Source organism: Pseudomonas sp. LBUM1660, assembly GCF_059695935.1.
Map to the genome: position 1 here is coordinate 5,226,745 of NZ_CP166795.1, position 20,845 is coordinate 5,247,589.

The 20,845-nt window shown below is 60.9% G+C and carries 20 protein-coding genes and 1 other RNA gene; 4 read left to right on the plus strand and 17 right to left on the minus strand.

What is annotated here, in order from left to right; all coding sequences use genetic code 11:
- Positions 1-9 precede the first annotated feature (9 nt).
- The 15 genes from ACA068_RS24225 to rsmI all read right to left on the minus strand — a co-directional run bounded on the left by ACA068_RS24225 (position 10) and on the right by rsmI (position 15,951).
- Positions 10-879: a cell division protein FtsQ/DivIB gene (locus ACA068_RS24225; RefSeq protein WP_219094435.1), complete on the minus strand. Its 870-nt coding sequence runs from the start codon at positions 877-879 to the stop codon at positions 10-12.
- A 4-nt stretch (positions 880-883) separates the two neighbouring features.
- Entirely contained in the window at positions 884-1,852 is a 969-nt protein-coding gene (locus ACA068_RS24230) for a D-alanine--D-alanine ligase (protein ID WP_497305332.1), read from the minus strand.
- The gene (gene murC, locus ACA068_RS24235; RefSeq protein WP_497305334.1) at positions 1,849-3,309 is read right to left on the minus strand and encodes a UDP-N-acetylmuramate--L-alanine ligase; all 1,461 of its coding nucleotides are present in this window, start codon (positions 3,307-3,309) and stop codon (positions 1,849-1,851) included. Before murC ends, ACA068_RS24230 begins: the two co-directional genes overlap by 4 nt.
- Positions 3,302-4,372, minus strand: coding sequence for an undecaprenyldiphospho-muramoylpentapeptide beta-N-acetylglucosaminyltransferase (murG, locus tag ACA068_RS24240; protein WP_219094429.1), 1,071 nt, complete (start codon positions 4,370-4,372; stop codon positions 3,302-3,304). The genes murC and murG overlap by 8 nt, the downstream gene beginning before the upstream one ends.
- Complete coding sequence (gene ftsW, locus ACA068_RS24245; protein ID WP_497305336.1) at positions 4,362-5,579, minus strand: putative lipid II flippase FtsW; 1,218 nt, start codon at positions 5,577-5,579, stop codon at positions 4,362-4,364. The genes murG and ftsW overlap by 11 nt, the downstream gene beginning before the upstream one ends.
- A complete protein-coding gene (gene murD / locus ACA068_RS24250; protein WP_497305337.1) occupies positions 5,576-6,922 on the minus strand; it encodes a UDP-N-acetylmuramoyl-L-alanine--D-glutamate ligase in 1,347 nt (448 codons plus the stop codon). The genes ftsW and murD overlap by 4 nt, the downstream gene beginning before the upstream one ends.
- Before the next feature lie 5 nt (positions 6,923-6,927).
- On the minus strand, positions 6,928-8,010 hold the full coding sequence (gene mraY, locus ACA068_RS24255; RefSeq protein ID WP_403107801.1) for a phospho-N-acetylmuramoyl-pentapeptide-transferase: 1,083 nt from the start codon (positions 8,008-8,010) through the stop codon (positions 6,928-6,930).
- Positions 8,010-9,377, minus strand: a complete 1,368-nt coding sequence (locus ACA068_RS24260) for a UDP-N-acetylmuramoyl-tripeptide--D-alanyl-D-alanine ligase (RefSeq protein ID WP_497305338.1) — start codon at positions 9,375-9,377, stop codon at positions 8,010-8,012. The genes mraY and ACA068_RS24260 overlap by 1 nt, the downstream gene beginning before the upstream one ends.
- Complete coding sequence (locus ACA068_RS24265; protein WP_497305339.1) at positions 9,370-10,833, minus strand: UDP-N-acetylmuramoyl-L-alanyl-D-glutamate--2,6-diaminopimelate ligase; 1,464 nt, start codon at positions 10,831-10,833, stop codon at positions 9,370-9,372. Before ACA068_RS24265 ends, ACA068_RS24260 begins: the two co-directional genes overlap by 8 nt.
- The gene (locus ACA068_RS24270) at positions 10,833-12,572 is read right to left on the minus strand and encodes a peptidoglycan D,D-transpeptidase FtsI family protein (RefSeq protein ID WP_219094613.1); all 1,740 of its coding nucleotides are present in this window, start codon (positions 12,570-12,572) and stop codon (positions 10,833-10,835) included. The genes ACA068_RS24265 and ACA068_RS24270 overlap by 1 nt, the downstream gene beginning before the upstream one ends.
- On the minus strand, positions 12,572-12,865 hold the full coding sequence (ftsL, locus tag ACA068_RS24275; protein WP_497305341.1) for a cell division protein FtsL: 294 nt from the start codon (positions 12,863-12,865) through the stop codon (positions 12,572-12,574). Before ftsL ends, ACA068_RS24270 begins: the two co-directional genes overlap by 1 nt.
- A complete protein-coding gene (gene rsmH, locus ACA068_RS24280; protein WP_497305342.1) occupies positions 12,862-13,809 on the minus strand; it encodes a 16S rRNA (cytosine(1402)-N(4))-methyltransferase RsmH in 948 nt (315 codons plus the stop codon). The genes ftsL and rsmH overlap by 4 nt, the downstream gene beginning before the upstream one ends.
- Positions 13,806-14,261 (minus strand): division/cell wall cluster transcriptional repressor MraZ, encoded by a 456-nt coding sequence (gene mraZ, locus ACA068_RS24285; RefSeq protein ID WP_008147486.1) that lies wholly within the window; start codon positions 14,259-14,261, stop codon positions 13,806-13,808. Before mraZ ends, rsmH begins: the two co-directional genes overlap by 4 nt.
- A gap of 354 nt (positions 14,262-14,615) precedes the next feature.
- Positions 14,616-14,969, minus strand: an RNA gene (gene rnpB / locus ACA068_RS24290) — RNase P RNA component class A.
- A gap of 76 nt (positions 14,970-15,045) precedes the next feature.
- A complete protein-coding gene (gene rsmI / locus ACA068_RS24295) occupies positions 15,046-15,951 on the minus strand; it encodes a 16S rRNA (cytidine(1402)-2'-O)-methyltransferase (protein ID WP_497305344.1) in 906 nt (301 codons plus the stop codon).
- 174 nt (positions 15,952-16,125) lie between these two features.
- Between rsmI and ACA068_RS24300 the strand changes: the two genes are divergently transcribed.
- From ACA068_RS24300 to ACA068_RS24315, 4 genes are all read left to right on the plus strand, one after another.
- Entirely contained in the window at positions 16,126-17,937 is a 1,812-nt protein-coding gene (locus ACA068_RS24300) for a penicillin-binding protein activator (protein ID WP_497305346.1), read from the plus strand.
- Positions 17,937-18,299, plus strand: a complete 363-nt coding sequence (locus ACA068_RS24305; RefSeq protein ID WP_007904371.1) for a YraN family protein — start codon at positions 17,937-17,939, stop codon at positions 18,297-18,299. Before ACA068_RS24300 ends, ACA068_RS24305 begins: the two co-directional genes overlap by 1 nt.
- A 104-nt stretch (positions 18,300-18,403) precedes the next feature.
- Positions 18,404-18,997 (plus strand): phosphoheptose isomerase, encoded by a 594-nt coding sequence (locus ACA068_RS24310; protein WP_008025961.1) that lies wholly within the window; start codon positions 18,404-18,406, stop codon positions 18,995-18,997.
- Entirely contained in the window at positions 18,994-19,572 is a 579-nt protein-coding gene (locus ACA068_RS24315; protein WP_109634717.1) for a BON domain-containing protein, read from the plus strand. Before ACA068_RS24310 ends, ACA068_RS24315 begins: the two co-directional genes overlap by 4 nt.
- A gap of 120 nt (positions 19,573-19,692) precedes the next feature.
- Here ACA068_RS24315 and ACA068_RS24320 read toward each other — a convergent pair whose 3' ends face one another.
- Positions 19,693-20,106 (minus strand): ClpXP protease specificity-enhancing factor, encoded by a 414-nt coding sequence (locus ACA068_RS24320; RefSeq protein ID WP_008155980.1) that lies wholly within the window; start codon positions 20,104-20,106, stop codon positions 19,693-19,695.
- A 16-nt stretch (positions 20,107-20,122) separates the two neighbouring features.
- Positions 20,123-20,740 carry a glutathione S-transferase N-terminal domain-containing protein gene (locus ACA068_RS24325; protein ID WP_027922678.1) on the minus strand — a complete coding sequence of 206 codons (618 nt, stop codon included), beginning with the start codon at positions 20,738-20,740 and terminating at the stop codon, positions 20,123-20,125.
- Between the last annotated feature and the right edge of the window lie 105 nt (positions 20,741-20,845).

The window sequence follows — 20,845 nt, forward strand, 5'->3', positions numbered from 1 at the left end:
TGCCTCTTCTTAATTCTTCGCGACAGCGGGTTGGGCTGTCGTGGGCGCTACAGGTTCCCGCCAGCCAACAGCGAGGCCGTTGGCGTAGCGCAGATCGATGCGCGCAATGTTCGTAATCTGTTCTTTAAGCGTCTTGTCGTAGATGGCAATGAAGCGGCGCATCTTTTCCACCAGCTTGCCGCGTCCCAGCAGCAGTTCGATCCCTGGGCCCGCGCTGCCGGCGCCGGTGGTCAGGAACCAGCTGCCTCGTTCACGCAACTCCAGGCGTGCAATCGAGAAGCCCAACGGCCTGAGCATCTGGCTCAGCACCTGGTATTGCTGCATCACTTGCTGTTGTGCCCGTTGTGGGCCGAACAGCTGTGGCAAGTGTTCGTAATTGGCCAGCTCACGCGGGGTGAACGCCTGGCCCTGGTTGTTCAACAGCGATTCATCGCCCCAACGGGCCACCGGCAGTTGTTCTTCCAGGCGGATCACGACTTGATCCGGCCACACCCGACGCACTTCGGCGTGGGCAATCCATGGCATCGTTTCAAGTTCGGTGCGCATGCTCGCAAGATCGATGGTGAAGAAGCTCGACGCCACATAAGGGGCGATTCGCTGCTGCACCGCTTGCTGGCTGATGTAACTCAAGTCGCCTTGCACCGCGATTTTAGTGATCGGCCGGTCGGCGTAGGGCAGCAAACGCTGCGCGCCTTCGTAAGTGCCGAACCCCAGCGCAACCAACAGCACTGGCCAAAACAGGCTTTTCAGAAAACCAAAATTGGCTTTCGGCAGGCGCGCAGACATCGGCTCTTTGGCCACCATTCGGCTCGCACCCCGCGGCACCGGCTTGCGGCCGGGTGCTGGAGGGGGCTGATGTCTCAGCTGTGCGCCTTGCATGGTCTTAACCTCGCGGCTCTTGGTTGCTGGCAGTACTTGCCGCCAGAATCGCCAGAACCAGTTGCTGGAAATCCAGACCGGCAGCACGGGCCGCCATCGGCACCAGGCTGTGATCGGTCATGCCCGGTGCGGTGTTGACTTCGAGGAACCAGAACTGCCCGTCGGCGTCCTGCATCACGTCTGCCCTGCCCCAGCCGGCGATACCTAGCGCCTCACAGGCTTTCGCCGTGAGGTCCATCAGTTCTTTTTCCTTGTTGCTGTCCAGGCCACACGGGATCCGGTACTGGGTATCGGAAGCCACGTACTTGGCGTCGTAGTCGTAGAAGCTGTGCGTGGTGCCCAGGGCAATCGGTGGCAACACCTGGTCACGCAGGGTGGCGATGGTGAACTCCGGACCTTGAATCCATTGCTCGACCAACACTTGCGAATCGTAGGTACTGGCCGCTTTCCAGGCGTCGATCAATTCCGACGCGGACGTCACTTTGGCCATCCCGATACTTGAACCTTCATGGGCCGGTTTGACGATCAAAGGGAAGCCCAGTTCCGTCGCTGCCGAAATACAATCAGCCTCGGAGCTCAGTACCGCGTGACGCGGCGTCGGGATGCCGAGGCTGTGCCAGACCTGTTTGGTGCGCAGCTTGTCCATGGCCAGCGCCGACGCCAGAATGCCGCTGCCGGTGTAGGGAATGCCCAGGCATTCGAGCAGGCCCTGCATGCTGCCGTCTTCACCGCCACGACCGTGGAGGATGACAAAGGCGCGGTCGATCTTTTCGTTCAGCAAACGCTGCAGAAGGTCATCGCCCACATCGAGGCCGAACGCATCCACACCGGCGCTCAGCAGTGCGTCGAGTACCGCGTTGCCCGACTTCAGGGACACCTCACGCTCGGCACTCTTGCCGCCGAACAGCACGGCGACGCGGCCGAAGTCTTTCGGCGCGATTGTGGAGACGAGGTTGGCGTAGGCAGCAGTCATTTCAACTTCCCCGCAGTCGGCGCGGCAACAGCACCCGCGAATAGCGGACTGGCCAACAGTTTCGGGGCGAGACCACCGATATCACCGGCGCCCTGGCACAGCAGGATGTCGCCGGCACGCAACAGCGGCTTGACGATCGGTGCGAGGTCGACACCACGTTCGATGTAGATCGGGTCGAGCTGACCGCGCTGACGGATGCTGTTGCACAGCTTGCGGCTGTCGGCGCCCGGGATCGGCTCTTCTCCGGCCGGGTAGACTTCCATCAGCAGCAGGACGTTGGCGTCGGCCAGTACATTGACGAAATCGTCGTACAGGTCGCGGGTGCGGCTGTAACGGTGCGGCTGGTACACCATCACCAGACGGCGCTCCGGCCAACCACCGCGGACGGCTTTGATCACCGCCGCGACTTCGGTCGGGTGGTGACCGTAGTCGTCGACCAGCATCACGTTGCCGCCTTCTACCGGCAGTTCGCCGTAGACCTGGAAGCGTCGGCCGACACCCTGGAAGCCGGACAGGCCCTGGACGATGGCTTCATCGCTGACGCCTTCATCGGTGGCGATGCAGATGGTGGCCAGCGCGTTCAATACGTTGTGGTTGCCCGGCATGTTCACCGAGACATCCAATGGCTCGCGATCAGGACGCAACACAGTGAAGAAGGTCTGCATGCCTTGCTGGCGCACATTGATTGCGCGCACGTCGCAGTCATCGCCGAAGCCGTAAGTGACGGTTGGGCGCTTCACCAGCGGCAGGATGTCACGCACCACCGGATCGTCCAGGCACACCACCGCCAGACCGTAGAACGGCAGGTTGTGGAGAAACTCGACGAAGGTTTTCTTCAGTTTGTTGAAGTCACCGTCGTAGGTCGCCATGTGGTCGGCGTCGATGTTGGTGACCACGGCCACCAGCGGCTGCAAGTGCAGGAAACTGGCATCGCTTTCGTCGGCTTCGGCGATCAGGTAGCGGCTGGTGCCGAGCTGAGCATTGGTGCCCGCGGCATTCAGACGGCCACCGATGACGAACGTCGGGTCCAGGCCACCGGCCGCGAACACCGAAGCGATCAGGCTGGTGGTGGTGGTTTTGCCGTGCGTACCGGCGACGGCAATGCCGTGGCGATAGCGCATCAGCTCGGCCAGCATTTCAGCGCGTGGCACCACAGGAATTCGGCGCTCCAGAGCGGTGGCCACTTCCGGGTTGGACGTGTTCACGGCGCTCGACACCACCAGCACATCAGCAGTAGCGGCGTTCTCGGCACGGTGGCCAATAAAGATGTGCGCGCCAAAGGACTCGAGACGCTCGGTTACCGGCGATGCTTTCAGGTCGGAACCGGACACTTCATAGCCCAGGTTCAGCAACACTTCGGCGATGCCGCACATGCCCACGCCACCAATGCCGACGAAGTGGATGCGACGGATGCGGCGCATTTCCGGTTGCGGCATGGCTTTCTGTTTCTCAACCATGGGCCACCTCCAGGCAGGTATCGACCACGTTACGGGTTGCATCGGGTTTGGCCAGGCGGCGTGCCGCAGTGGCCATGTCGTTGAGTCGTTGTGGTTGCATCAGGACCTCTGTCAGGCGTGCGGCAAGATCCGCTGCGCCAGTCGTTCTTTGCGGCATCAGGAAGGCAGCGCCTTCACGGGCCAAATAATCGGCGTTGCGGGTCTGGTGATCGTCGATCGCGTGGGGCAAAGGCACCAGCATCGAGGGCAGACCGGCGGCAGCCAGTTCACTGATGGTCAATGCGCCTGCGCGGCACACCACCAGGTCGGCCCAGCCATAGGCTTGGGCCATGTCTTTTATGAAAGGCTGCACTTGCGCCTCGACGCCAGCCGCGCGATAGCGCTCTGCAGTCACTTCATCGTGGTTTTTGCCGGCCTGATGAAACACTTCCGGGCGCAGGTCGGGGGCGACTTGCGACAGGGCTTCAGGCAGCAACTTGTTCAACGGCTCTGCGCCCAGGCTTCCGCCCAGAATCAGTAAACGCGCCTTGCGACCCGCCAGGGCGGGGCGCTGTGTTTCGAGGAACAGCTCGGTGCGCACCGGGTTACCGGTGGTCCGACGGCTGTCCGACAGGGTAAAGGTGTCGGGGAACGCTTCACAGACTCGGGCGGCCAACGGCACCAGCAACCGATTGGCGGTACCGGCCACAGCGTTCTGCTCATGAACGATCACCGGCACGCCGGCCAGTTTGGCTGCAACGCCGCCGGGGCCGGTCACATAACCACCGAAGCCGACCACGCACACTGGCCGCAGCTGACGAATGATCGCCCGCGCCTGCCAGACGGATTTGAGCACCATGAACGGGGCCTTGAGCAGGGACAATTTGCCCTTGCCGCGTAGACCGGTGGCATTGATCCGATGCAGCTCGATACCGGCCATCGGCACCAGCTCGTTCTCGATCCCGCGTGGCGTTCCGAGCCAGTGCACGGTGTAACCGCGTGCCTGGAATTCGCGAGCGCACGCCAGCGCCGGGAACACGTGGCCACCGGTGCCGCCCGCCATGATCAAGACGTTAGCGCCCATGGGTCGGCTCCTCGGCGAAGTCGCTCTCATGGAACTCCATCTCCTCGCTGCCCAGGTGGGTCCGACTCTCCCACTCAATGCGCAACAACAAGCCGAGACAGGCACCGCAGATCACCAGCGAACTGCCGCCATAACTGAGGAACGGCAGGGTCAGGCCTTTGGTCGGCAACAGGCCGACGTTCACCCCGATGTTGATCAGGAACTGGCCGATCCACAGGAACGACAGGCCGTAAGCGATGTAGGCGGCGAAGAATTGCTTGGCCTTCTCGGCCCAATAACCGATGTACATGCCACGCACACAAACAAAGGCGAACAACGCCACCGTACACAAGGAACCCACGGCACCCAGTTCTTCGGCCAGGACCGAGAACACGAAGTCGGTGTGGGCTTCCGGCAGGTAGAACTGTTTCTGCACGCTGTTGCCCAGGCCAACGCCCAGCCATTCGCCGCGACCGAACGCGATCAATGCCTGCGACAACTGATAGCCGGCACCGAACTGGTCAGCCCATGGATCGGCAAAGTTGGTCAGACGCGCCATTCGATACGGCTGCACTTGAATCAACAGCACCACCGCGCCGACCGCCAGGACCACCATCAAGGAGAAACGGAACAGTCCGACACCGCCGAGGAACAGCATCGCCGCCGCCGCGCCCATCATGACAACGGTGGCGCCGAAGTCCGGCTCCATCAGCAACAGGCCGGCCATTGGCAGCAGAACGATGAACGGCTTGAAAAAGCCCATCCAGCTTTCCCGCACTTCTTTCTGGCGACGCACCAGATAACCGGCGAGGTAGATCACCACAAATACTTTGGCGATCTCGGACGGCTGAACGTTGAAGAAGCTGAAGCCGATCCAGCGCATCGAACCATTCACTTCACGGCCGATCCCCGGGATGATCACCATCACCAGCAAACCGAACGCACCAATCAGCATCAGCCAGCCCAGGCGTTGCCAGGTGGCGATCGGAATCATCATGGTGACGATGCAGGCACCCAGGCCCAGCACGATGTAGATCAGGTGGCGAATCATGTAGTACAGGGCACTGCCCGACTGCACGGCCGCCACTTCCGTCGAAGCCGAGGCGATCATGACCAGTCCGAGGCCGATCAACGCCAGGCAACCGGCGAGCATCGGGAAGTCGAGGTCGATGCCGCGCCCGGTGATGATCGGCGACGGATAAGGCTTGATGATATTGAGCAGGCTCATGTCAGTTCCTCCACGGCGCGGACGAACTGATGACCACGGTCTTCGTAATGCTTGAACATGTCGAAACTGGCGCAGGCAGGCGACAGCAGCACGGCGTCGCCTGGCTCGGCGAGGGCGCGGCATTGTGCAACCGCTTCCTCCAGCGAACTGACGCGAACCAGCGGCACGGCGTCGCCGATGGCCTGACCGATCAAGTCGGAGTCGCGGCCCATCAGCACCACGGCGCGGCAGTTGACCGCCACTGGGTCACGCAGATCTTTGAACTCGGCACCCTTGCCGTCGCCACCGGCGATCAACACGAGTTTGCCGTCGATGTCCGCGCCCAGGCCTTCGATGGCGGCCAGTGCGGCGCCGACGTTGGTGGCTTTGGAATCGTTGTAATAGCTCACGCCGTCCAGGTCACGGACCCACTGGCAGCGATGCTCCAACCCGGCGAAGGTGCGCAGGCTCGAGAGCATGGCGTCGAACGGCAGGCCGACAGCATGGCCCAGCGCCAAAGCCGCCAAGGCGTTGGACTGGTTGTGGGCACCGCGAATTTTCAACTCGCGCACCGGCATCAGGTTCTGGAACTCGAAGGCCAGGTACTTCTCGCCGTCTTCTTCGCGGATACCAAAGGCCTTGAAATCAGGTTTGCTCAAACCGAAGGTCCAGCATGGCTGGCCCTCGCCGATCAATGGACGGCTCAGGGCATCCTGACGATTGACTACAAACTGTTTGGCGCCACGGAAGATCCGGTGCTTGGCCAGGTGATAGGCCGGCAGACCGCTGTAGCGGTCCATGTGGTCTTCGCTGACGTTGAGCACGGTCGCTACTTCGGCGTTGAGTTGATCGGTGGTTTCGAGCTGGAAGCTCGACAACTCCATCACGTACAACTCGACGTCGTCGCTGAGCAAATCCAGTGCCGGCGTACCGAGGTTGCCCCCCACAGCGACACGCTTGCCCGCCGCCACAGCCATCTCGCCGACCAGGGTGGTGACGGTGCTTTTCGCGTTGGAACCGCTGATGGCGACAATCGGCGCCTTCGCGTTACGCGCGAACAACTCGATGTCACCGGACAATTTCACGCCACGGGCGGCGGCAGCCTGCAGGGCCGGGGTCGCCAGCGCCAGGCCGGGACTCACGTAGAGCTCGTCGGCACGGCACAGGAATTCGACGTCCAGCTCGCCACAACGCACTTCCACGTGCGGATAGTCACGCTTGAGCGCGGCCAGTTCCGGTGGATTTTCCCGCGTATCAGCCACAGCAAACGACGTGCCCCGGTTCGCCAGGAAGCGAACCAGGGACATGCCGCTCTTGCCGAGGCCGACAACGATGCGGAAGTGGTCAGAAGCGATCAGAGACACTCGTTCTACCTCAGCTTCAGGGTGGCAAGGCCGACCAGTACGAGAATCACGGTGATGATCCAGAAACGGACGATCACACGCGGCTCGGGCCAGCCCTTGAGTTCAAAGTGGTGGTGAATCGGTGCCATGCGGAACACACGGCGACCGGTCAGCTTGAAGGAAGCCACCTGGATAACCACGGACAGGGTTTCCATCACGAACACGCCGCCCATGATGAACAGGACGATTTCCTGACGGACGATCACCGCGATGGTGCCCAGGGCCGCGCCCAGCGCCAGCGCGCCGACGTCGCCCATGAAGACTTGTGCCGGATAGGTGTTGAACCAGAGGAAACCGAGCCCCGCACCGATCAACGCGCCGCAGAACACGATCAACTCACCGGCGCCCGGTACATAAGGGATCAGCAGGTATTCAGCGAATTTCACGTTACCCGACAGGTAGCAGAAGATGCCCAGACCGCCGCCGACCATTACCGTCGGCATGATCGCCAGACCGTCGAGGCCGTCGGTCAGGTTGACCGCGTTGCTCGAGCCGACGATCACGAAATAGGTCAGAACGACGAAGCCTATGCCCAGCGGAATGCTGTAGTCCTTGAGCATCGGCAGGATCAGGGTGGTTTCCACCGGCGTTGCAGCGGTCATATAAAGGAAGATCGCCGCGCCGAGGCCGAACACCGACTGCCAGAAATACTTCCAGCGGCTCGGCAAGCCACGGGAGTTCTTCTCGATGACTTTGCGGTAGTCGTCGACCCAGCCGATGGCGCCGAACAGCAACGTCACCAGCAAAACGGTCCAGACATAGCGGTTGCTCAGGTCAGCCCACAGCAAGGTGCTGACACCAATGGACGACAGAATCAGTGCGCCACCCATGGTCGGAGTGCCCGACTTGGACAGGTGGGATTGTGGACCGTCGTTGCGAACGGATTGACCGATCTGACGGTTCTGCAAAGTGCGGATCATCCACGGGCCATAACACAGCGACAAAACCAGCGCGGTCAGCACACCGAGGATCCCGCGCAGGGTCAGGTACTGAAAGACCGCGAAGCCTTTGTAGAACTGTTGCAGATACTCCGCTAGCAGCAGCAGCATTAATGTTTCTCCAGGCTGGACCCGCACAAAGCGGCGACGATGTTTTCCATCGCTGCGCTGCGCGAGCCCTTGATCAAAATGGTGGTGTTTGTGTCTTGCTCGGCGCCCAGGGCCTTGATCAGCTCAGCCTGAGTGGCGAAGTGATAAGCCTGCTGGCCGAAAGCGTTCACGGCGTGAGCCATCAGCGGCCCGACGGCGTATAGCGCACAAACCTTGCCGCGGGCGTACTCGCCCACATCGCGGTGCCCCTGCTCTGCCCAATCGCCCAACTCACCGATATCCCCGAGCACCAGAACGGTGCGGCCGGAAAAGCCGGCGAGTATATCAACGGCGGCGCACATGGAGGTGGGGTTCGCGTTGTACGTGTCATCGATCACGCGCATGCCATTGCTGGCCAGTTGCGCGACGGTACGGCCCTTGACCGGTTGCACCGCGCCGAGGCCGGTGGCGATGCCGAACAGCGACACGCCCAAGACATGCGCGGCAGCGGCGGCGGCCATGGCATTGGCGACGTTATGGGTGCCGAGCAGGTTCAGTTGAACGCGCTCCACACCTTCAGGACTGTGCAGATTGAAAGCCGGGCAACCGCGCGCATCGCGATCCAGGTCGCTGGCGTAGAAGTCGGCGCTTGGGTTGTTCAGGGCGAACGAAAGGATTTTGCGACCGGCCGCACGGGTCTTCCAGATGCCGAACGCCTTGTCGTCAAGATTGAGCACGGCGACGCCATCGGCCTCCAGCCCTTCAATGATCTCGCCCTTGGCTTCAACGATTTTTTCCGGCCCGCCGAACTCGCCGACGTGGGCGGTCCCGGCGTTGTTGAGCACGACCACATGCGGCTTGGTCATGCCGACGGTGTAGGCAATTTCGCCGAGACGCGAAGCACCGAGTTCGATGACAGCGGCGGTATGGTCCGGCGCGAGTTCGAGCAGGGTCAGCGGGACGCCGAGGTCGTTGTTCAGGTTGCCACGGGTCGCCAGGACCGGACCGCGTGTGCGCAGGATGCTGGCGAGCATTTCCTTGACCGTGGTTTTACCGCTGGAACCGGTGATCGCCGCGACCGGGTTGGTAAACGCGGCACGGTTCATCGCGCCCAACTGGCCCAACGCCTGGCGGGTGTCCTTGACCAGCAATTGCGGCAGCGGGCTGTCGGCGACTTCGCGCTCGACCAGTGCAGCGACCGCGCCTTTGCTGGCAACGTCGTTCAAATAGTCATGACCGTCGAAGCGCGGACCGGTCAGGGCAATAAATAGCTGACCTGGCTTGATCGCGCGGCTGTCGATGCTGACGCCATCGAACGTGGCATCGGCACTGACCAAGCGGGCATTCAGCGCGCCGGTCAGCTCGCTCAGTTTCAGGGCTTTAAGCATGGGCCACCTCCCACGCGGTCAAGGCGTGATCGGCCTCGACCAGATCGGAGAAAGCGTGACGCTGGCCGTTGATCTCCTGATAGTCCTCGTGACCTTTACCAGCCAGGACAATCACGTCATCCGCCGAAGCACTGGCGATCAATTGGGCAATCGCCTGACCACGGCCGGCGACGAAGGTGACTTTATCCACAGCGGTAAAACCGGCGCGGATGTCGTCGAAAATCACCGAAGGATCTTCAGTACGCGGGTTGTCATCGGTGACCAGCACGCCGTCCGCCAGACGCTCGACCACTTCAGCCATCAGCGGACGTTTGCCGCGATCACGATCACCACCGCAACCGAACAGGCACAGCAAACGGCCTTTGGCGTGTGGACGAAGGGCCATCAAGACTTTTTCCAGCGCATCCGGCGTGTGGGCGTAATCGACCACCACCAGTGGCTGAGTACCGCCGCCGAGGCGCTGCATGCGACCGGCCGGACCTTCGAGTTTCGGCAGGACCTTGAGGATTTCGTCCAGCGCGTAGTCCAGGCCGAGCAAAGCGCCGACGGCGGCCAGCACGTTGCTCAGGTTGAAGCGACCCAGCAAGGTGCTGCGCAAATGGTGTTCGCCCTGCGGCGTGACCAGCGTGGCGCGCACGCCTTCGTCGTCGAACTGCGATTCACGGCAATAAAGGTAGGCGCTGGCATCTTCCAAGCTGTAGGTGATCAGGCGCGATTCACGTTTGTCCGCAGCCAGCTGGCGGCCGAACTCGTCGTCGAGATTGATCACCCGGCACTTCAAATCGTTCCAGGCAAACAGCTTGGCCTTGGCTTCGCCGTAGGCTTGCATGGTGCCGTGGTAATCGAGGTGATCGCGGGACAGATTGGTCATCACCGCCACATCGAACGCCAACGCGGTCACGCGGCCTTGGTCAAGGCCGTGGGAAGACACTTCCATGGCGACGGCTTTGGCGCCGGCCTTTTTCAGGTCGGCCAAGGTCGCTTGCACGGCGATCGGGTTCGGCGTGGTGTGCAGGCCACTTTCCAGTGCGCCGTAGAAACCGGTGCCCAGGGTGCCGACAATGCCGCAATGTTGGCCGAGCAAATCCAGAGCTTGCGCAACCAATTGCGTAACGCTGGTTTTGCCGTTGGTGCCGGTCACGCCGACCAGGTTCAGGTGACGGCTCGGGTCGCCATAAAAGCGACCGGCGATGTCCGACAGCTGCGCCGCCAGGCCTTTGACCGGAATCAGCGGAACGTCGGTGATCGGCAAAACGGTAGCGCCTTCGACTTCGTAAGCCACGGCAGCAGCACCGCGCTGCAAGGCATCGGCAATGTGCGCACGCCCGTCGAACTTGCCGCCAGGGACGGCGAGAAACAGATCGCCAGCCCGCACGTTGCGGCTGTCCAGGGTCAGTTCGCGGATCAACAGATCACGGCCTGCGTGGGCAAAAATTTTATTCAGACTAAGAGACATCAGCCGCGCCCTCCATTGGCTTTCAGCGGAACGACCGGTGTGGCGTTAGCGGTTTGCGTCGGTGGCAGATTGTCCGGGGTGATGTTCATCAGGCGCAGCGTCCCGGACATCACTTTGCTGAACACCGGCGCCGAGACCAGACCACCGAAGTAGCCGGCCTTGGTCGGCTCATCGATCACCACCACGATTGCGTAACGCGGATCGCTCATCGGGCCGAAGCCGGCGAACAGCGATCGGTAGGAATTCTCGGCGTAGCCTTTGGTGCCCACCGACGTCTTGCGCGCAGTGCCCGACTTGCCGGCCACGTGATACGCCGGCACCTGCGCACGGAATACACCGCGCGGGGCCTCGATCACTTGGGTCAGCATGCCTTGCATGGTTTTCGCGACGGCTTCCGGCAGCACTTGCGTGGTTTGAGCTGGCTTGTCGGTTTTGATCAGGGTCAGCGGTGCGAGGCGACCGTTGTTGGCCAGGGCCGAGAAGGCGTGGACCAACTGGATCGCGGTCACGGAAATACCGTAACCGTAGGACAGCGTGGCGGTTTCAGCCTTGCGCCATTCGCGGTAGTTCGGCAGGTTGCCGACGCGTTCGCCCGGGAAGCCAAGACCCGTGTCCTGGCCGAGGCCGACCTTCTGCGCGAGGCGGAAGATGGTTTCGCCGCCGATATCGAACGCGACCTTACTCATGCCGACGTTACTGGAATTGATCAGGATGCCGGTCAGGTCGAGCACCGGGCCTTCGGTCTTGGAGACGTCCTTGATGGTGTATTTACCAATCTGCAAGGTGCCTGGGTATACCTCGACGGTATCGCTCGGCTTCCAGCGACCGGTTTCGATCGCGGCGCTCATAGAGATGGCTTTCATGGTCGAACCCGGCTCGAACACGTCGATCATGGCACGGTTGCGCATCATCGCCGGTTGCAGGTTGCGACGGTTGTTCGGGTTGTAGGTCGGCTGGTTGACCATGGCGAGGATCTCACCGGTCTTCACGTCCATGATCACCAGGCTGCCGGCCTTGGCGCCGTTCTCGATGATCGCGTTACGCAGCTCGCGGTTGGCCAGGTATTGCAGACGCAGGTCAATGGACAACGCCAAGGGCTTGCCGGCCTTGGCGTTTTTGGTGACCTGGACATCCTTGATAAGTCGGCCACGCCGATCCTTGATGACCTGTCGCTTGCCGGCGACCCCGGCCAGCCATTCGTCGTAGGCCAGCTCGACCCCTTCACGACCGTGGTCATCGATGTCGGTAAAGCCGACCATGTGCGCGGTGACTTCACCGGCCGGATAGAAACGCCGGAACTCTTCAATGCCATAGACACCCGGCACTTTCAGGTCGAGCACGGACTGGCCCTGCTCGGGGGTCAGCCCGCGCACCAGGTAGATGAATTCTTTGTTGGCCTGGGCTTCGAGACGTTCGGCCAGGGCTTTAGGGTCTTGACCCAGAGCGGCCGCCAGGGCGGGCCATTTCTCTTTGGCCAGCTGCATTTCCTTGGCATTCGCCCACAGCGTGGTGACCGGGGTACTCACGGCCAACGGCTCGCCGTTACGGTCGGTGATCAGACCACGGTGAGCCGGAATCGGAATGTGACGAACGCTGCGCGCATCGCCCTGCCCCTTGAGGAAGGCACGATCGACGACTTGCAGGTCGATGATGCGCCAGCAAATCGCCGCGACCATGACGCCGAGCAAGCCCAGCACCAGGCGGAAACGCCATGGGAACAGTGCGCCTTCGAGTTTCATCATGGCGCCACCATCTGCACTTCAGCGGCGCCGGGAATGCGCATCTTCAGTTGCTCGGTGGCCAGGACTTCGATACGGCTGTGCGCGGTCCAGGTGCTCTGTTCGAGAATCAACCGGCCCCACTCCGCCTGCGCCTTATCGCGCACGCTCAACTCGGCGAACAGCGCGTTCAGCAACTGACGATTCCAGTGGGCGCTGTAAGACACGCCAATGGCCGACACGAGCACGCCAATAAACAGCAGCAGCATGAAAAAGCTTCCGCCGGGAAGAGGCTTGGCGAAAAGCTTGCTCACCGCAGCTTCTCCGCGACGCGCATGACGGCGCTCCGGGAACGTGGGTTGGCTTTGAGTTCGGCCTCGGAGGCGGACTGCGCTTTGCCATGGATTTTGATGATCGGTTCGAACGCGACGTGACGGACCGGCAGGTTGCGCGGCAGGTTGTCGGCTTCGCCTTTTACCAGTTTGCGCATGAACAGTTTGACGATGCGGTCTTCCAGCGAGTGGAAGCTGATGACCACCAGACGGCCGCCGATTTCCAAGCTGTCCAGTGCGGCTTCGAGGCCGGCTTCCAGATCGCCCAGTTCGTTGTTGACGTGAATACGCAGGCCCTGGAACGCGCGGGTGGCAGGGTTCTTGCCCTTTTCCCATGCCGGGTTGGCGACTTTCAGGACTTCAGCCAGGTCGGCCGTGCGCTCGAACGGCTTGATGTCGCGGCGCTCGGCCACGGCACGGGCCATGCGACCGGAGAAACGTTCTTCGCCGTATTCCTTGAACACCCGGGCGATTTCTTCCACCGGTGCGGTGTTGACGAATTCGGCAGCACTGATCCCGCGGGACGGATCCATGCGCATGTCCAGCGGGCCATCATTGAGGAAACTGAAGCCGCGTTCAGGGTCGTCGAGCTGTGGCGAAGACACGCCCAGGTCGAGCAGAACGCCACTTACCTTGCCGTGCAGACCGCGTTCGGCCACTTCCGAACCGAGCTCGGCAAAGCTGCGCTGCACAACGACAAAGCGGCCGTCTTCGGCCGCTAGCGTTTGCCCGGTGGCAATCGCTTGAGGATCCTTGTCGAATCCGAGGAGCCGGCCATCGGGGCCGAGGTGGCTCAGGATCAACCGGCTATGTCCGCCGCGCCCGAACGTACCGTCCAGATAGCAGCCATCAGGACGTACGGCGAGAGCCTCGACGGCTTCGTCAAGCAGTACGGTGATGTGGTTAAAGCCGCTATCAATAGTCACAGGATCAAATCACGCAGTTCATCAGGCATGGCGCCCGGTTGTTGAATGGCAGCCAGGTCAGCGGCAGAAACCGCATCCCAGGCATCCTCGTCCCACAATTGGAACTTGTTCAGTTGGCCTACCAACATCGCGCGCTTATCCAACTTGGCATATTCACGAAGACGCGGCGGAACCAGAAAACGACCACTGCCATCGAGCTCGAGGTCGACGGCATTACCAATCAGTAAACGTTGCAGGCGGCGGTTCTCTTCGCGAAGCGAAGGCAGTGCGCGCAGTTTGGTTTCGATAATTTCCCACTCATCGAGGGGGTAAACACACAAACACGGATCAACGGCGTCAATTGTGACGATCAACTGACCGGAACTACGCGAAACGAGCTCGTCACGGTACCGGCTCGGCATGGCGAGACGGCCCTTTGCATCGAGACTGATAGCGTTAGCTCCGCGAAACACGTCAGCGTTTCTCCAAATATTAGCGTTTTACGCTCAAAAAACCCACTTCATGCCACTTTCCGCCACTTGCGCACACTATAGGAATGCGGCCACCGCACCGTCAAGGCGCGGTTTAAAGGAAAACCCTTACAGAACTGAGATTTAGGAGGGTAAACGGAGGAGTAACGACAATCTGGCGGATGAATTTGTCCTATAACTTGAATCAGCACAGAAGGCTGCGTTCGAAAGTTAAAGTAATTTGTTAAGTGTAAGATTTTTTCGGTATTACGAAAGTATTCTGGCAACGATTCTGGAAGGAGGGAAAATGCTACTACCAGCGCCCTGCTCAACGATCAAAGCAGGGAGGGAAAAAAGGTGGAGAGTCGATCTGTAAGCCGGGTTCTGTCTTGAACAGTCATTCGTCTACGATGGCCATCACTGGACATCTTTAGCAACCTACCCGGTCCCAGCGCGGGCCACGCCTTGGGACCCTATTTGGTCTTGCTCCAAGTGGGGTTTACCTAGCCACGAACTGTTGCCAGACGTGCGGTGCGCTCTTACCGCACCTTTTCACCCTTACCGGCGCCGAAGCGCTTAGGCGGTTATTTTCTGTGGCACTTTCCGTAGGCTCACGCCTCCCAGGCATTACCTGGCACTTCGCCCTATGGAGCCCGGACTTTCCTCCCCCCCCTAATTTTCATAGAGGGCAGCGACTGTCCAATCGACTCTCCGCCGCGAAGGTTAACGGCAGAGCGGCCGAAGAACAAGCGCTAAACGCCTTTGGCTGCTCCTGCGCGTCGGGTTTTTACTCGCCCTTCTGTTTATCCAACGCAACCTGATAGAGCACATTCTTGCGTTCACCGGTAATTTGCGCCGCCAATGCCGCCGCACGCTTGAGCGGCATCTCTTCAAGCAACAGATTGAGGATGCGCATGGCCTCACTGCTGACCGCATCCTCGGTCTCGGGTGCCGACCAACCCGCCACCAACACCACGCACTCGCCGCGCTGCTGATTACTGTCCGACTCGACGAACTCACGCAACTCGGCCAGCGGCAGGCCTTTAAGGGTTTCGAAGGTCTTGGTAATTTCACGGGCCAGCAACGCCGGACGCTCGGGGCCGAACACCAACTCCATGTCTTGCAGGCACTCAAGAATGCGATGCGGCGCTTCATAGAAAATCAGTGTGCGCGGCTCTTCCTTGACCAGCTCAAGACGAGCGCGACGACCGACAGCCTTGGCCGGCAGGAAGCCTTCGAAAATGAAACGGTCCGACGGTAGTCCCGCCGCCGACAACGCCGCGATCAAGGCACAGGCGCCTGGAACCGGGACCACATTGATCCCGGCGGCGCGAGCCTGACGCACCAGGTGATAACCCGGATCGGAAATCAGCGGCGTACCGGCATCGGAGATCAGCGCCACATCGTCGCCCGCCAGCAATCGCGTGATAAAGCGGCTACCTTCATCGCGCTCGTTGTGTTCATGGCAGGCCGCCAGCGGCGTGGGAATGCCGAAGTGTTGCATCAGGCGCTGGGAGTGACGGGTGTCTTCGGCGGCAATCAACGCGACGTCGCGCAGGATCTTCAGCGCACGTGCACTGATGTCGTCCAGGTTGCCGATGGGCGTCGCCACCACATAAAGCGAGCCAGCAGCGGAATTCAAAGCACCTGGAGCAGTCAAAGCGCACACCTCATGATCGGTAAAAGGCGACATTGTAGCGCGTAGCGGCGCTTGCGATCGCCCCGCCCTCCTCGGGTTTTCAGGCGTTTGTGCAGCGCTGCAACATTTGCACGAGCTAAATTGATCGATTCACGCCAGTAACATCGCGCCCCGGCCAGTGCTTGGGTACAATTCCACGCTAATTTGATCGAGTATCAGGAACACTACATGATCGCTTGCCTGCGGCTGTTCACTGCCCTCTGCCTCGCTGCCTTGCTGGCGGCTTGCGCCAGCTCGCCCTCTTCCAGCCTTGGCGAACTTCCACGGACCCCGGACGCCAGTATCGAGCAACTGCTCGAACAGGCCGCTCAAAGCAAGGACGCGGAAAAAGCCGCGTTGTTGCGTCTGAGCGCGGCAGACCTGGCCTATCGCCAGGGCAATGCCGGCCAGTCCGCGCAAATCCTGCAACAGGTTCCGGTGGAACAACTCAAGCCCGGCCAACAGGTCTTCGCCAGCACCCTGGCGGCTGAACTGGCCATGGCGCGCAATCAGCCCAAGGCGGCGTTGACTGCCTTGAGCCATCCGAGCCTGCAACGCCTGAGCGAGTTGCCGGTCGAGCAACAGGTTCGCACCGGCACTGTCCATGCTCGCGCCCTTGAGGCCGACGGGCAGACGCTGGCCGCCGCACGGGAGCGCATCTTCATCGCACCCATGCTCGAAGGTGAAGCCGCCGGCAAAAACCACGAAGCGATCTGGACCCTGATCGCCTCGCTGCCGACCGATCAACTGCAGCCAACCACCGACGACGACCTTGGTGGCTGGATGAGCCTGGCACTGACGGTGAAAACCGCCGGCACCCTGGAACAACAGCAAGCCGCGATCGACAACTGGCGCGCCCAGAACCCTAAGCACCCGGCTGCCATTCAATTGCCGCTGCCACTGACCAAGCTCAAGGAACTGGCCAGCCAGCCCCTGAGCAAAATCGCCCTGCTGTTGCCGCAAGACGGCCCGCTGGCATCGGTCGGCAAAGCGCTGCGTGAAGGCTTCCTGGCCGCTCACTACCAGGCGCAACAAGCCGGGCAGAAGCCGCCAGCCATCGAGTTCTATGACAGCTCACGCCTGACCTCGATGGACGAGTTCTACCGCAAGGCCCAGGCCGATGGCGTGCAACTGGTGGTCGGTCCGCTGGAAAAACCACTGGTCAAACAGCTCAGTGCTCGCCCGCAACTGCCGATCACCACCCTGGCGCTGAATTACAGCGAAGGCGAACAAGGTCCGGCCCAGCTGTTCCAGTTTGGTCTGGCCGCTGAAGATGAAGCACGTGAAGTGTCTCGTCGTGCTCGCGCCGACGGCCTGCATCGCGCCGCGATCATGGTGCCGAAAGGGGAATGGGGCGATCGCGTGCTGAGAGCGTTCAGCCAGGATTGGCAAGCCAACGGCGGCAGCATCGTCGCGACCGAGCGCGTTGACCAACCGGTTCAACTGGCCCAGCAGATTGCCGACATGTTCCAGCTGCGTCAGAGCGAAGGTCGCGCCAAGAGCCTGCAAAGTACCGTTGGCTCGCAGGTAGCGGCCCAGCCTTCGCGCCGCCAGGACATCGAGTTCATCTTCCTGGCCGCGACTCCGCAACAGGCTCAGCAGATCAAGCCGACCCTGAACTTCCAGTACGCGGGCGACGTGCCGGTTTACGCCACGTCCCACGTGTTCAGTGCCAGCGGCGACGTGAACCAGTACAACGACATGAACGGCATCCGTTTCTGCGAAACCCCGTGGTTGCTGGACGCCAATGATCCGCTGCGCAAACAGGTCACGGCACAATGGCCGCAAGCGGCTGGCAGCCTGGGCCGCCTGTACGCAATGGGCGTTGACGCCTATCGCCTGGCGCCGCGACTGGGGCAACTCAAGGCGCTTCCGGACAGCCGCATTGAAGGCCAGTCGGGCAGCCTGGGCATGACTCAAAACCAGCGCGTGGTGCGCCAGTTGCCGTGGGCACAGTTCGTCAGCGGTCAGGTTCAACGCCTGCCGGATACCCCACGCTGATGCCTGACAGGTCACGCCAACAAAGCGGTAAAGATGCCGAGCGCCATGCGCTCGAGCATCTTCAACAACAGGGTCTGCGCCTGCTGGCGCAGAACTGGTTGTGTAAACGCGGCGAGCTTGATCTGGTCATGCTTGATGGCGATACAGTAGTATTCGTTGAAGTCCGCTACAGAAAAAACACCCAGTGGGGTGGAGCGCTCGACAGCATCGATGGGCGCAAACGGCAGAAACTGATTTTCGCCGCGCAGTATTTTCTTCAGCGCGAGTCGCGTTGGGCCAATTCCCCCTGCCGCTTCGACGTGGTTGCCATCGACAGCAACCTCGATCAGTTGAACTGGTTGCAGAATGCCTTCGACAGCTGATCGCGTGCGCCCCGAAGCGGATACCTTTACCCAACACTTTTGCTCTTTGCTTTGCGGGCTGCACATTCATGTGCCGAGTAGCCGCGCTAATTAAGGTCACACAGATGGACATGCAATCCCGAATTCGCCAGCTTTTTCAGGCCAGTATCGACACCAAGCAAATGGCGATGGACGTACTTGCACCGCACATCGAGCAAGCCAGCCAGGTAATGGTCAACGCCCTGCTCAATGAGGGCAAAATGCTTTCTTGCGGCAACGGTGGCTCCGCCGGTGATGCCCAGCACTTTTCGTCCGAGCTGCTCAACCGCTTCGAGCGCGAACGTCCGAGCCTGCCCGCCATTGCGCTGACCACCGACAGCTCGACGATCACCTCGATCGCCAACGACTACAGCTACAACGAAATTTTCTCCAAACAGATCCGCGCCCTCGGCCAACCGGGTGACGTATTGCTGGCGATTTCCACCAGCGGCAACTCGGCGAACATTATTCAAGCGATCCAGGCCGCACATGATCGCGAAATGATTGTCGTAGCATTGACCGGTCGCGATGGCGGCGGCATGGCGTCGTTGCTATTGCCCGAGGACGTCGAGATTCGCGTACCGGCCAACGTCACCGCACGTATTCAGGAAGTCCACCTGCTGGCGATCCATTGCCTTTGCGATTTGATCGACAGCCAACTGTTCGGGAGTGAAGAATGACCCCTAATCGCCTAGGCCTTCTGGCCTTGACCCTGTGCCTCGGCATCAGCGGCTGCACTTCGGTGGTTAAAGCCAGCCGTGAAGCGCCCATTGAAGATGACCGCGGTACGCGCACCTTCGGCAGCAAGATCGACGACTCCCTGATCGATACCAAGGTCGGCGTGAACGTCGCCAAGGCCGATCCTGCCCTGGACAACGATTCGCACATCGTCGTCACCAGCTTCAACGGCGTCGTGCTACTCGCCGGGCAAACACCGACCGCCGACCTCAAGGCCAAGGCCGAACAGGCCGCCGCCGCGGTCCAGCGCGTAAAGAAGGTGCATAACGAACTGCAGGTTCTGCCACCCTCCGGCTTCCTTGCCCGCCAGAACGACACCTGGCTGACCTCCAAGATCAAGACCCAGATGCTCACCGACCCGAACATCCCGGGGTCGCGCATCAAGGTCGTCACCGAGAACGGCATCGTTTATCTGTTGGGTCTGCTGACCAAGCAGGAAGCGGCGCAGGCCACCAACCTGGTGCAGAGCGTTTCCGGTGTGCAGAAGATTGTGAAGTTGTTTGAATATATCGACTGATACACCATCCTGTAGGAGCCAGGCTTGCCGGCGAAGGCGCCCTCCAGATCGCTTTCGCCGGCAAGCCTGACTCCTACAGAAGTAATAAAAAAAGGCGATCCTTGCGGATCGCCTTTTTTTTTACTTCACCACTTTCAAACTGGGTCGACCGCTGGGACGCGGCGGCTCGCTGTCGGGCGGCGGAATATCATCATCCGGCTCGATCTCTTCCTCGTCTTCCATAGGCGATTCCAGATCAAACACCATGCCTTGGCCATTCTCCCGGGCGTAAATACCCAGGATCGATGCGATAGGCACGTACAGAGTGTGCGGCACGCCACCGAAGCGCCCTTCGAAGCTGACCGCCTCGTTGTCCATGTGCAGATGACGCACGGCAGCCGGTGATACGTTCAGGACAATTTGTCCGTCACTGGCAAAACCCTGAGGCACCTGCACCGACGGATACTCGGAATTGACCAGCATGTGCGGGGTGCAATCGTTGTCCACAATCCACTCGTAGAGCGCGCGGACCAGATAAGGTCGACTGGAGTTCATAGCGGCTCCTTAAGCCTTAGCGCATATCGCGTTCGACACCAGACAGACTCGCCTGGAAAGCCTCACGCGCAAACGAGCGCTCCATGTAATCAAGCAGCGGCTTGGCAGGCCGCGGCAGTTCAATACCCAAAATCGGCAAACGCCAGAGTATTGGCAATAGGCAGCAATCCACCAGACTTTGTTCCTCACTGAGGAAAAACGGCTTGTCGGCGAACAACGGCGACACGCCAGTCAGGCTTTCACGCAACTCTTTACGAGCCACGACGCGGGCAGCTTCCTTGGTCTTCGAATCCAGGATCAGATCCACCAGACCACACCAGTCACGCTGAATACGATGGATCAGCAGACGGCTGTTGGCACGCGCCACAGGATAAACCGGCAGCAAGGGCGGGTGCGGGTAACGCTCATCCAGATATTCCATCACCACGGTCGACTCCCACAACGCCAGGTCACGATCGACCAGGGTGGGCAGGCTTCCGTAAGGGTTCACTTCAATCAGTTTAGGCGGCTGGCGACCAGCCTCCACGTAAATGATCTCTGCGCTGACACCCTTCTCTGCAAGTACGATGCGCACTCGGTGGGAATAGTGGTCGGCGGGGTCGGAGTAACAGGCCAACCGATTGGTCACGCCCATGGCGGTCCTCCTCGCTTGTTGAAATTATCGGAAGCGGAAAAACGCACGCGCCCAGAAGACGCCTCCCGTAACGTCTGGCTTGCCAGACTCGTTACACCTTCAGAG

What these genes read in the sequence shown, in the direction of transcription:
- ACA068_RS24225 (WP_219094435.1), bottom strand. Translation starts at nt 879, where the DNA reads ATGCAAGGCGCACAGCTGAGACATCAGCCCCCTCCAGCACCCGGCCGC.
- ACA068_RS24230 (WP_497305332.1), bottom strand. Translation starts at nt 1,852, where the DNA reads ATGACTGCTGCCTACGCCAACCTCGTCTCCACAATCGCGCCGAAAGAC.
- murC (WP_497305334.1), bottom strand. Translation starts at nt 3,309, where the DNA reads ATGGTTGAGAAACAGAAAGCCATGCCGCAACCGGAAATGCGCCGCATC.
- murG (WP_219094429.1), bottom strand. Translation starts at nt 4,372, where the DNA reads ATGGGCGCTAACGTCTTGATCATGGCGGGCGGCACCGGTGGCCACGTG.
- ftsW (WP_497305336.1), bottom strand. Translation starts at nt 5,579, where the DNA reads ATGAGCCTGCTCAATATCATCAAGCCTTATCCGTCGCCGATCATCACC.
- mraY (WP_403107801.1), bottom strand. Translation starts at nt 8,010, where the DNA reads ATGCTGCTGCTGCTAGCGGAGTATCTGCAACAGTTCTACAAAGGCTTC.
- ACA068_RS24260 (WP_497305338.1), bottom strand. Translation starts at nt 9,377, where the DNA reads ATGCTTAAAGCCCTGAAACTGAGCGAGCTGACCGGCGCGCTGAATGCC.
- ACA068_RS24265 (WP_497305339.1), bottom strand. Translation starts at nt 10,833, where the DNA reads ATGTCTCTTAGTCTGAATAAAATTTTTGCCCACGCAGGCCGTGATCTG.
- ACA068_RS24270 (WP_219094613.1), bottom strand. Translation starts at nt 12,572, where the DNA reads ATGAAACTCGAAGGCGCACTGTTCCCATGGCGTTTCCGCCTGGTGCTG.
- rsmI (WP_497305344.1), bottom strand. Translation starts at nt 15,951, where the DNA reads ATGTCGCCTTTTACCGATCATGAGGTGTGCGCTTTGACTGCTCCAGGT.
- ACA068_RS24300 (WP_497305346.1), top strand. Translation starts at nt 16,126, where the DNA reads ATGATCGCTTGCCTGCGGCTGTTCACTGCCCTCTGCCTCGCTGCCTTG.
- ACA068_RS24305 (WP_007904371.1), top strand. Translation starts at nt 17,937, where the DNA reads ATGCCTGACAGGTCACGCCAACAAAGCGGTAAAGATGCCGAGCGCCAT.
- ACA068_RS24310 (WP_008025961.1), top strand. Translation starts at nt 18,404, where the DNA reads ATGGACATGCAATCCCGAATTCGCCAGCTTTTTCAGGCCAGTATCGAC.
- ACA068_RS24315 (WP_109634717.1), top strand. Translation starts at nt 18,994, where the DNA reads ATGACCCCTAATCGCCTAGGCCTTCTGGCCTTGACCCTGTGCCTCGGC.
- ACA068_RS24320 (WP_008155980.1), bottom strand. Translation starts at nt 20,106, where the DNA reads ATGAACTCCAGTCGACCTTATCTGGTCCGCGCGCTCTACGAGTGGATT.
- ACA068_RS24325 (WP_027922678.1), bottom strand. Translation starts at nt 20,740, where the DNA reads ATGGGCGTGACCAATCGGTTGGCCTGTTACTCCGACCCCGCCGACCAC.